General features: G+C 69.1%; 11 protein-coding genes and 2 tRNA genes. 2 read left to right on the top strand and 11 right to left on the bottom strand.

Annotated elements, in window-relative coordinates:
- From E2651_RS35760 to E2651_RS35775, 4 genes are all read right to left on the bottom strand, one after another.
- Nucleotides 1–959 (bottom strand): sugar kinase (locus E2651_RS35760; protein ID WP_135335428.1); only part of this gene is annotated, 959 nt, incomplete at its 3' end.
- On the bottom strand, nt 956–1,600 hold the full coding sequence (locus tag E2651_RS35765) for a bifunctional 4-hydroxy-2-oxoglutarate aldolase/2-dehydro-3-deoxy-phosphogluconate aldolase (RefSeq protein ID WP_135335429.1): 645 nt from the start codon (nt 1,598–1,600) through the stop codon (nt 956–958). The genes E2651_RS35760 and E2651_RS35765, both read right to left, overlap by 4 nt.
- 86 nt (nt 1,601–1,686) lie before the next feature.
- Nucleotides 1,687–2,229, bottom strand: coding sequence for a DUF4383 domain-containing protein (locus E2651_RS35770; protein WP_135335430.1), 543 nt, complete (start codon nt 2,227–2,229; stop codon nt 1,687–1,689).
- A 75-nt stretch (nt 2,230–2,304) separates the two neighbouring features.
- On the bottom strand, nt 2,305–3,621 hold the full coding sequence (locus E2651_RS35775; RefSeq protein ID WP_135335436.1) for a hypothetical protein: 1,317 nt from the start codon (nt 3,619–3,621) through the stop codon (nt 2,305–2,307).
- On the opposite strand from E2651_RS35775, the gene E2651_RS45695 reads away from it, so the two are divergent.
- Both E2651_RS45695 and E2651_RS35780 read left to right on the top strand, forming a co-directional pair.
- The gene (locus tag E2651_RS45695; RefSeq protein ID WP_245239440.1) at nt 3,605–3,784 is read left to right on the top strand and encodes a hypothetical protein; all 180 of its coding nucleotides are present in this window, start codon (nt 3,605–3,607) and stop codon (nt 3,782–3,784) included. The two genes, E2651_RS35775 and E2651_RS45695, sit on opposite strands and share 17 nt — an antisense overlap.
- A 238-nt stretch (nt 3,785–4,022) precedes the next feature.
- A tRNA-Val gene (locus E2651_RS35780) sits at nt 4,023–4,097 on the top strand.
- A gap of 92 nt (nt 4,098–4,189) precedes the next feature.
- On the opposite strand, the gene E2651_RS35785 is transcribed toward E2651_RS35780, so the two are convergent.
- From E2651_RS35785 to E2651_RS35820, 7 genes are all read right to left on the bottom strand, one after another.
- Entirely contained in the window at nt 4,190–4,825 is a 636-nt protein-coding gene (locus E2651_RS35785; protein ID WP_209446328.1) for a site-specific integrase, read from the bottom strand.
- A 1,208-nt stretch (nt 4,826–6,033) separates the two neighbouring features.
- The gene (locus tag E2651_RS35795; RefSeq protein ID WP_135335431.1) at nt 6,034–6,516 is read right to left on the bottom strand and encodes a hypothetical protein; all 483 of its coding nucleotides are present in this window, start codon (nt 6,514–6,516) and stop codon (nt 6,034–6,036) included.
- 189 nt (nt 6,517–6,705) lie between these two features.
- Nucleotides 6,706–6,791 (bottom strand) — tRNA-Ser (locus tag E2651_RS35800).
- A gap of 209 nt (nt 6,792–7,000) precedes the next feature.
- Nucleotides 7,001–8,185, bottom strand: coding sequence for a hypothetical protein (locus tag E2651_RS35805; protein ID WP_135335432.1), 1,185 nt, complete (start codon nt 8,183–8,185; stop codon nt 7,001–7,003).
- Nucleotides 8,186–8,311: 126 nt separating this feature from the next.
- Entirely contained in the window at nt 8,312–8,734 is a 423-nt protein-coding gene (locus E2651_RS35810; RefSeq protein ID WP_348541689.1) for a hypothetical protein, read from the bottom strand.
- 799 nt (nt 8,735–9,533) lie between these two features.
- Nucleotides 9,534–9,908: a peptidase inhibitor family I36 protein gene (locus E2651_RS35815; RefSeq protein WP_135335434.1), complete on the bottom strand. Its 375-nt coding sequence runs from the start codon at nt 9,906–9,908 to the stop codon at nt 9,534–9,536.
- Between the two features lie 47 nt (nt 9,909–9,955).
- Entirely contained in the window at nt 9,956–10,393 is a 438-nt protein-coding gene (locus E2651_RS35820) for a hypothetical protein (protein WP_135335435.1), read from the bottom strand.
- Nucleotides 10,394–10,406 lie beyond the last annotated feature (13 nt).

A 10,406-nucleotide genomic window follows, 5' to 3' on the forward strand; every position in this document is an offset into this window, starting at 1 on the left:
GCCCCCAACAGCCCCAGCTCCGCCCTGGTCGGCGCGCCCTCCCAGTCCCCGTGCGACGCCACCGCGAACGCACCCGTCGTGACCGCCCGGCCCAGCCGCCCCGCGACGTCCTCGCCGTCGAGCAGCGCCGACAGGTACCCGGCGACGAACGCGTCGCCCGCGCCCACCGCGTCCACCACCCGCACTGGACGTGCGGGCGCGTGCAGTTCGCCGTCGGCGGTGTACGCGGTCGCCCCGTCGGCGCCGAGCTTCACCACGACCTCGCGGACCCCGCGGCCGAGCAGCGACTTGGCGTGCGCGGATGCGGCGGTCCCTTCCTCCTCCAGCACCCCTTCCGGTACGCACAGCGGCAGTTCGTCGTCCGATGCGATGAGGACATCGACGTACGCGATCCATGAGCGAAGCACCGCCGCGGCGTCCCGCGAACTCCACAGCCTGGAGCGGAAGTTGACGTCGAGGCAGACCGTCGTGCCGTGCTCCCGGGCCAGTTCGAGGGCGCGCAGGCAGGCGTCCCGGGCGGACGGGCCGAGGGCCGGGGTGATGCCGGTCAGGTGCAGTACGCGCGGCGCCGGGCCGACGGCGAAGGCCCGCTCGACCGCGTCCGGCGCGATGCGTGAACCGGCGGAGCCCGCACGGTAGTAGTGCACGCGGGTCACTTCGGGCAGCCGCGGTTCGAAGAGGATGAGCCCGGTGGGCGCGCCCGCGTCACGCGTCGCGCCCCGCACGTCGACGCCCTCGGCACGCAGCGTACGGAGCACCAGCTCGCCCGCCTCGTCGTCGCCGACCGCGCCCACCCAGCCCGCGGTGTGCCCGAGCCGGGTCAGGCCGATGGCCACGTTCGACTCGGCGCCCGCGATCGAGAGGTCCATCGAACCGCCCAGCTTCAGCGGGCCGCTGCCGCGCAGGGCGACCATGGTCTCGCCGAGGGTGAGGACCTCGAGGCCATTTCCGGTGCTCATCGGCGTACCCCCGCGACCGCCACGAACTCCGTGGCGCGCTTGCGCAGGGCGGCCAGGTCCCCGCCGTCCGCCGCGTCCCCGACGAGCGGCGAGCCGACGCCCACCGCGACCGCGCCGAGCGCCAGATACTCCGCGGCGGCCACCGCGTCCACGCCGCCCACCGGCACGAACGGCACGTCGGGGAAGGGGGCCCGCAGCGCCTTGAGATAGGAAGGCCCGCCCATGGCCGACGCGGGGAAGATCTTCAGCGCGGTCGCGCCCGATGTGCCGGCCGCGATCACGTCGGTCGGGGTGAGGACCCCGGCGGCGACGGGCAGTCCGCGCCGCACCGCCTCGTCCACGCCCGCGCCGAGCCCCGGCGTGACGACGAGGTTGGCGCCCGCCTCCGCGGCTCGCCGGGCGTCGTCCGCGGTGAGCACCGTGCCCGCGCCGAGCCAGGCCTCGTCGCCCAGTTCGGCACGGGCCCGGCGCAGCACGCCGAGCGCGTCGGCGCCGCTGAGGGAGACCTCGACGAGCGGTACACCGGACTCGACGAGCGCCATGACCGTCCGGAAGGAGGCCTCCGCGTCGCCGCCGCGCACGATCGCGACCAGGCGGTGGGCCCGCAGGGCGGTACTGAAAGCTGAGGTGAGGTCGGACATGGCTCCAGGCTCGCACAGGGGTTCCGGTGTGCGGGCGCAGGGTGTCGCCCCTGGTCAGGGGCTGACCTCCCTGTTCAGGGGCGCGGTCAGTGCTCGGCGTGCTGCTCCTCCGCCTCGGGGTGGCGCGACTTCCAGTACGGGTTGTCGTGCGGCAGGGCCGAGCCGACACGCCCGTACATCCCGAAGAGCATCAGCAGGACGCCGACGACAAAGCTGAACAGCACGTTCTGGATCTCGAAGGCGAGGAAGTTGTAGTCGCTCTCCAGCAGGGCGAGGTTGACGAAGCCGCTGAGGACGAACAGGACGCCGAGGCTCATGTTCAGCGTCGAGGCGAAGTTGCCGCCGATCACCATGCCGACGAAGAGGAGCACCCCGACACAGATCGACAGGACGCTCAGCGCGCCGTTGGTGTTCAGAGTGGCGACGGTGTCGCCCTGGGTGTCGAAGAACCCGATCCTGTCGATCAGGCCGAGGATGCCGAACGCGAGCAGGACGAGTCCCATCAGGCCCGCGCCGACGCGGTAGACGGTGCTGAGGCGGTGGTCGACGGGCAGGTGCTCGTTCAGCGTCACATGCCGCCTGGGCCGCTTCGTCCCCTTCGCCCCCGGGTGAAGTACATGCGTGGCCATATCCGCCTCCTTGGGGGATCGCCGCGTACGTATCTACAGGATCCGCCCTCGGCGGCCGGACCGCCAACATCGGGGCTACGCCCCCTGCCCCCGCTCCTCCCGGATCTGCGCCACCACCCGTGCCACCGTCTGCCGCACGGCCTCGGTCTCGGTCAGGAAGTGCCAGTAGTCGGGGTGGCGGCCCTCCAGGGACGCCACCGCGCGGTCCAGGCGGGCGACGGACTCGTCGAGCGGGCGGGCGTGCCGCTGCTCCGGGGTCTGGCGGCCCGCCATGGCAAGGCGCTGGGCGTCGCGGATCGCGAAGCGGGTGCGCTCGATCTCCTGCTGTGGGTCCTTCGCGACCGCGTTGAGCCGCCGCAGCCGGTCACCGGCGGCCGATACCGCCTCGTCCGTCGAGTTCAGCAGGGCGCGGACCGTGGAGAGCAGGGACGTGGCGTCCGGCCAGCGCTGCTCGTCGCGCGCCCGTCCGGCCTCCTTGAGCTTGGCCTCGGCCTGGCGCACGTTCTCCGCGGCCTGGTCCGGTACGCGCTGCAGGTCCTGCCAGCAGGCGGCGGTGAAGCGGCGGCGCAGCTCGCTGAGGATCGGGTCGACCTGGCCGCTGCGGGTGGTGAGCGCCTGCGCACGCGTACGCAGCGACACCAGACGCCGGTCCGTCTCGGCGGCCCGCTCGGGCAGCCGCTCGGCCTCGGCGCGCACGGCTTCGGCGTCCCGCAGCACGCGGTCGGCGCGCTGCAGCGTCTCCGGTACGCCGTGCTGTCCGGCTCCTTGATTGAGCTTGGTCAGCTCGGGCCCGAGGGCGGCGAGGCGAGCGGCCAGATCATCGGCCTTGAGCCCGGCGCCCCGTACGGCATCCAGGGCGTTGCTGGCGGCGAGGAGGGTCTGCCGGGCCCGCTCGACGGCAGGGGCGAGCCGCGCGAGCTGCGTCTCCGCCTTGTCGAGCAGCGGCCCGAGCCCCTGCTGGAACCGGTCGAGGTCCTGCTTGGCCTTGTCGAGATCGTCCTTGGCCTGCGTCAGCTCGGCCCGCGCACGGGCGGCGACAGAAGCCTCGAGATCATCCCGATCGAGATCGTGCGCGTCCACGGCGCTGATGTACTGGTGACTGACCTCGTCGATCCGCCGCCCCATGGCCTCGAAGTCCGATACGGCGCGCTGCGCGGCGGGCGACGAGTCGACGGCGACGATGGTCTCGATGGAGATCCGCAGATCGCGCTGGGCGGTGTCCAGCTCGTAGAAGGCGGCGGCCGCCGCGTCCTTGGCGGCCTGCGCGTCGGCCCGCATGGACTCACCCCGCCCCCCGAACCACCGCCGGGTGCCGCCGCCGGCGAAGGCGGCGGGGAGGGCGATGGCGAGAAGAGGGAGGGGCAGCAAGGCGAGCGTGACGACGTCACGCAGGGCGCTGTGGCGGGAGGCGCGGCGGGGGCTGTGCGGGGAGAACGATCGGGAGCCCCGCGGCCACACGCTCCCGCGGCGACGACGCACATCCTCATCCGAGGTGCTCGACGTACTCGTCGACGTACTCGGTGTGCTCGGCGTGCTCGGCGTGCTCGACGTATAGGACTTGCTAGACGTGTCTGGCGTGTACGGCTGCGATGGTGTCGCCGTCACTATCCCTCTCCCGTGCTGTCGTCCGCCTTGCCCGGTGTCACATTCTCCCACCGGTTAATGACGAACACACGGGTCGGTTAGTTCGCGCCGCACCCCGCGACTTTGCCGCCTTCGCTGATGGCGGACACCGGGCACGGAACGCGTTTGGGAGGCACCCCCACCGGCAGGGTAGGCTGTCGAAACCTTCCGGGCGCGTAGCTCAGGGGTAGAGCGCTGCCCTTACAAGGCAGATGTCGGCGGTTCGAAACCGTCCGCGCCCACCAGTCTCGGGACATGAGTAAGGCCCAGGTCAACCGGTGCGAATCCGGGGACCTGGGCCTTGGTCGTTCGCGGCCGCTCTTCGGCGCCGTGCCACTTACGTGCCAGATGGGCCGTGCGGGGGCCGCTTCACCTTCCTGATCTGGCCGTCCACGTAGTCGGCGATCACATGATCACGACCGTTGACGAGGTGCTGATAGATCAGCGCTGCCCGCACGGACGAGTGCCCCATACGGTGCATCAACTCGCGCGTGGTGGCGCCGCCCGTCGCGGCGAGGGTGTTGCCGGTGTGCCGGAGGTCGTGAAAGTGGACGTCGCCCAGGCCGGTCGCGGCGAGCGCGCGGAGCCAGATCCGCCGGAAGTTGTTCCGGCGCAGGACACCACCGCGGGCCCCGACGAAGACGAGCCCAGTTCGGCCGGCACTCGCGTACTCAGCCAAGTGGTGCGCCAACTCCTCGGCAAGGGAGGCCGGAAAGGCGACGGTGCGGACACCTGCCGCGCTCTTGGGAGCCTTGACTGTGAGGCCGTCGGCGCGCGTCTCGGCATAGGCGCGGCGGACGGAGACGGTACGGGCCTCCAGGTCGATGTCACGGCGCTGGAGGGCCGCCAGCTCGCCGAAGCGGAGCGCGCAGAACGCCGCGAGGAGGATCAGCGCGCGGCAGTGGGGCGGAACGGCGTCGGCCAGGCGGTACACCTCCGGAACGGAGAGGAACGGCCGCTCGGTGTGGGTCACTGATCCGGCGCCTTTGATCCGGCACGGGTTGCGCTCGATCAGCCCGTCGTCGACGGCCGTGTGCAGGATCGCGCGGAGGACTTGGTACGCCTTGGCGATGGAGGCCGCGCCGACGCCCCCGTCGAGGAGGTCTGTACGCCACCGTCATACCTGCGGGGTGGTGATCTCCCGCAGAGGGACCACGCTGAACGTCGGCAGGATGTATCGGTTGAGTACGACAGCGTTGCGCTCCCTGGAGCGTGATCGCCTTGCTGTTTATGGGGGCAACCGCATGGTCCGTGGCTCTGGGTCTCGTGCGGTTGGGACTGGCTGGAGACCAAGTCCAGGTCCGCCTTTCACAGTGCCAGTTCGAAGGCGGGGGCCGAGGGGGAAGCTACGTCGAGTGCTCCGGCCGACCTGTGGGTGACAATACGGACACTGTGAAGGTGACCTACGACGGCAGGTCGGGAGAGGTGGTGTCCGCTGGCAGGACGCCGTGGGGCCTTGAGGTGATCGACAGGAGTTTCACGTCGTGGGGGACGGCAGTTCTCTATCCGCTGCTGCCCCTTGGGACTGCGGCGCTGACTGCCTACTTCGCCTTGAAGTCTGCTCGCCGTGCCCGGAGATCGACCACGCCAAGCGCCTCGTCTTAAGAGCGATAGTGGCCCGGCTGATCAACTGGCCGAGTTCATCCATACGCGGGCGGGGACGTTCGCGTGCACGCCGACAGTGACTACCACCAGAGTCCAGCGCGGTGAGACTTTCCCTACTTCATCAAGGCCCGCGCACGGCGCGGGCGCGCGCCGCCTCTGCGGCGCGGCCTGCCTCCTGTCTCCGCCCCGGCTGGCCGCGCCCGGCGGCGCGCTGCGTGCATGCGGGCAAGGGCGGGTCGTTATCCGCGGGCCAAAGACATGCCTCCGGCGGGGGCGCTCAGACTCTGGGATGGGAGGGGCGCCGTGCGCGAGTGCCGGCCGGTTCGTGGTGAGCGTCGTGGGCTCCCATCCCGTCCGCCATCGACCCAGGCAGAGCCGAGCAGACGCGGCCCATGGCGTCCAGGTCGTTCGTACAGTGGCGCGCTCCACCTGGACGCCATGAACCACGCCCGCTCCACGGTGTGTGGGTCGACGGCGGACGGGATGGGAGCTGGGGAGAGTGGTGGGTAACTGATGGTGGTGAAGGTGCGGCTCGAAGGACGGGCACACGAGCCAGCCCTCGAAGGCTTCGCCGGACTAAGACCATCGCTTGGTGATCGTCGCTGGGGACTCCGGGGCCGCCCACACCTGGATACGGATCTTCTCGGTGGTCTCGGGGCTCTCGTCGGAGTCCACGTCGGCCTGAGCTGCCCGAGCCAAGTTGCCCCGGGACACGCGGACGCGGTTCCAGCCTGACGCGACCTCGAACGTAGCCGCATCGGGGGCGTAATCCGTGCAGCCCAGGACCGTCAGGCGACCCGACGACACATCGAGGCTGGCCTCAACAACGTGATCGAATTCCGAGCTGTCATCGCTCGGCTGCTGAGGCAGGACCATCACAGTGACGGATACGTTGACATTGACTACCGTGCCGATACCCAGCGCATCCTGAGCAACCGCGAGGTGATCGGCAACAGCCTGGTCCGTCCACGCGTCGCTTAGATCACCGTCTGAATCGGCATCGGATACGTGTATCTGAAAGTAGTCGGCGAAGAGGGTGAGCTCCGTCGTTGTCGTCATGGCGGCAGAGTGCCATGCAGCACTGACAGCCGAAGATGCGATAGCCGCCCACGCTACGGATCAAACGGCGCCCGTGCCCCCGGCGTGCCCGATCGAGCGGGGAACACCGGGGAACGACGGTCCCCCACGGTCAGCGTCCATGACGAAGGCCCCCGACCGATGTTCCTGGTCAGGGGCCTTCAACCTGCGCGGTGGGTGTGAGATTTGAACCCACGGTGACTCGCGCCACGACGGTTTTCAAGACCGTTCCCTTAGGTCGCTCGGGCAACCCAGCCACGCCCCGGCCACCTGCGGCGGAGCGGGCTATAGGCTACCGGCCTCACGCCTTGCGCGGGGTCCGTGGTCCAAACGGGGTGCACTGGCTCTGCTCCGCCCCAGGGCCACCGCTCCGGTTAGGGCGGAGCGCGGTTGGTGCGGATGCGCCACCCACGTACGGTCGAGTGATCAGCTCTTCTTGGAAGAACTGGGCTTGGCGACCTTCAGGTCAGCAACCGGGGACGGCTCCGGCACAGTTGTCGGGGCGGTTCTTGAAGATCTTGCTGTGCTTCAGGATGACCTCGGCACCCACCCAGTTGTTGATGCCGCCGCCATGCCGGGCAGCGCGGTTCTCAGTGACCTTCGTGTACTCGAGGGTGAGCACCGTGGGGTCTGCGGCGTCCTCCTCCTCGTTGTTAATGCCGCCGCCGTCCCGGCCGGCCTGGTTGCCCTTGATCGTGCTCGTCTTCAGGGTCGCAATGCCCTCGTTGTTGAGCGCGCCACCGTCACGGCCCGCGACGTTGCGGTGGAAGGACGAGCCCGTAACCTCCAGCGTGTTGTTGTTCGAGGGGTCGTTGTTGATGGCGCCACCTTCGAGGCCGGCATAGTTCTCAACGAACTTGCTGTCCTTGATCTTGGCGCTGCCCAGGTTGTTGATGGCGGCGCCGTCATCGTCACGTGCCTCATTCTTGGAGAACAGCGTGCCTTCGGCGGTCAGCGTGCCCTGGTTCTGGATGCCGCCGCCGTCCTCCTCCGAGGTGTTGCCGGCGATGGTTGACTTCTTGATCGTGAGGGTGCCGTCCGCGTTGTTGCTGATGCCGCCGCCGTCAGCGGCGTCTTTGTCCTGGTCGAAGGCGATGTTCGTGAGGACGCGGCTGTTCACCAGAGTGACGTACCCGCCCTCATTGGAGATGCCGCCACCGTCGCCGGTGATCTGGTTGCCGATGACCGTGCTCTTCTCCAGCCATAGCGAGCCCTCGTTGGCGATGCCACCGCCGTCCGCGTTGCCTTCGGCGTCGTTGGGGTCGGAGGTGAGGAGCCCACCGGTCACCGTGACGCCCTTAAGGGTGAGGCTGCCGCCCTCCTCGACGCGGAGGATTCGGAACTCGTCGCCCCGCACGGAGCGGATCAGGGTCGACTTGTCACCAATGATCTTCACGTCGCGGGTGATCGGGGGCAGGGCGTTCAAGCCGTCGAAAGAGGTCTCGAACCGGTAGGCACAGCGCTTGGCCAGCCTGATCGTGCCGCCGCCGTTGTTGTTCGCGTCCTTGATGGCGTTGATGAGGTTCTGGGACCCGTTCTCGTTGCAGTCGATGGTCACGTCGTTCTGGGCCGCCACGGCCGGTACCGCCGACAGGCCCAGACCGAGGCTTGCCACCAGGGCCGACCCGGCAAGCACCAAGCGCTTCTTCATGAATGTCCTTCCTCTTGTGAAAGCGGCCCGCCAACCATCCGCAGCATCCGGTCGTCACGAATAAGCGAAAGGGTCAATTGGGGCGCTTCTAGGGCGCGTCAGAAGTACCACCCGGCTCCACCGGTGTCACACATCGCGATGCGGAGGACAGGAAATACATACAGATGGCCGCGACAATTGCTCCGCGTGGCCGAAGCGACCGGCGAGCAGACCGCGGTTCACGGGGGCAGCCGTTCCTAATGCAGACCGATACCCCGCCCGGAACCACGCCTCCCGGTGAAGCGGAATGACCCCAACCTGCTCCATCTGGGCAAGGTGGTACGCCACGGACGCCGGGCTCGACAGGCCGACGCTCCGGCCGATCTCCCGGATCGTGGGCGCCTCCCCACGCTCGGCTACCGGTGCCGACCAAGTCCTCTGTGTCTGCGACACGGTCGCCGAGGCGGAAGCCGGCCTGGGCGGGTGAGGGCGTCGGCATCCGCGTGGGTAGTCCGTTGACGCGTGCCTGTCCTTCGCGGCGCGCGTTGGGGAGTCCGATACGCCGTGCACCCGAGCAGTAACGGTCGACGCCGGATCGCAACGGCCGATCAGCCGAAAGTAGGACCGATGGGCCGAGGTCGACGGTCCCTCGCGATTGGCCTGATAGGGATGAGACCAGGTTGTAAAACCCCTGCCCGGAGGGACTCAGCCATTGAGACTCCGTCGACCTCGGCTCTCTGGCATCAGCTTGCCGAGAACTCAAGGGAGTTAATCGGGAGCCATGGTTAATGACGGCCGCATTGGGTCCAAGTGCTCTGTCTTCTGCGGGGCACTGTCAGTTGCAACTGACGGGCAGTGTCGAGGGTGCTCTGACGGACGACGATCCGTCCGTTTCTGGGGGCCTGTACCTAGTCCGGTGCAGCAACTGCAGTCGCGGGGTACTTGTCGAAGGCGACTTTGTGGTGTTCCCGTTCGGAAAGGACGAAGATGACTATGCATCCCACTTGAACACCCTTTGGTCAAAGGTGCAGTCCACCCTCAGCCACCTCGTTCACCAGCCCCAGGTCGAGCGCCCACGCAAGTTGCTTCGGGACGAAGCGGTCGTGTGCCACAGCCGTGCCACATCGTGCGGGCAGCCACGGTCAACGACGGCTCGGCGCAGTCGAGATGCGCCATTCGTCTGGGCTGCCGCTACAGCCGGAGAGAGCTGGTCGCTCTCGCTGTCGTCCACGTCCGCCCTTACAAGGCAGATGTCGGCGGTTCGAAACCGTCCGCGCCCACCGGGAAGAAGACCCCCAGCCGATCATGGCTGGGGGTCTTCGGGTTTCTCAGCGGCACGGGCCGGAGGCGACAGGCGGCGGCGCCGGAATCAGCACTCCATCTTCCAAGTGTGGGAGTCGCCGCTGTCGTTGGCCCAGCCGTTCGACGTGATCTCCTGGCCGGGGCCCAGGCAGACCGTGCCGAAGCCGACCAGGCCCGGGTTCTCGTAGACCTGGACGTGGTCCTTGATGCCGGGGCCGGAGATGCCGTGGTTCGCCCAGGAGGAGTCCTGGTCCTGGATGGGGTCCTCCCAGTCGTGGTCGTCGCCCGACCAGTTGGTGCGCTGGCCGCCGAAGTCGGCGTCCGTCCAGGCGCAGAACTGGCCGCTCGGGCACGAGGCCGCCTGGGCCGCGGCCGACGTGGTCATGGCCGTGCCGATGGCGAGGAGCGTGGCGGCGAGCCGGGCCGTGGGCTTGCTGATCATGCGGGGGGTTCTCCTTGTGGTGATCGTTCTCGCGGTGAGCTGTGGTGTCAGGTGGACAGTTGGGCCGTGGCTCGGCGCAGGGCCTGTGCGCGCATGCTGTGCCAGTCGGACAGCTCCGTGCGGTGCCGGGCGCGGACCCAGGCGAGGCTGCGGTGGCGGTGGGCCGCCTCCGGCTTGAGGTTGTTGGCGATGGTCGAGACCTCGAACCAGCGCCGCTGGTCGCCGTAGAGCGTGCGCTGCGCCGCGGCCAGGCAGCCGTCCGTATGGGCGCGTACGGAATAGCCGGTGGGGAGCGTGAGCGAGAGCTCCGTTCGGCCCGCGCCGAACAGGGCGTCCGCGACGCGTTGGGATTCCTCCCGGCTGTCTCTGGTGGCCGGCGTCGCTGCCCGCGGTGCTTCCGCACGGGGCGGAGTGAGGCCCTGGCGTTTCAGGCAGCGGTCCGTCAGTTGTTGTTGGGCCGCCTTGATGATGTCGGCGGGCGGCATCTCGGGGCGGGTG

The sequence above is a fragment of the Streptomyces sp. MZ04 genome (assembly GCF_004684775.1).
Classification (GTDB): Bacteria; Actinomycetota; Actinomycetes; order Streptomycetales; family Streptomycetaceae; genus Streptomyces.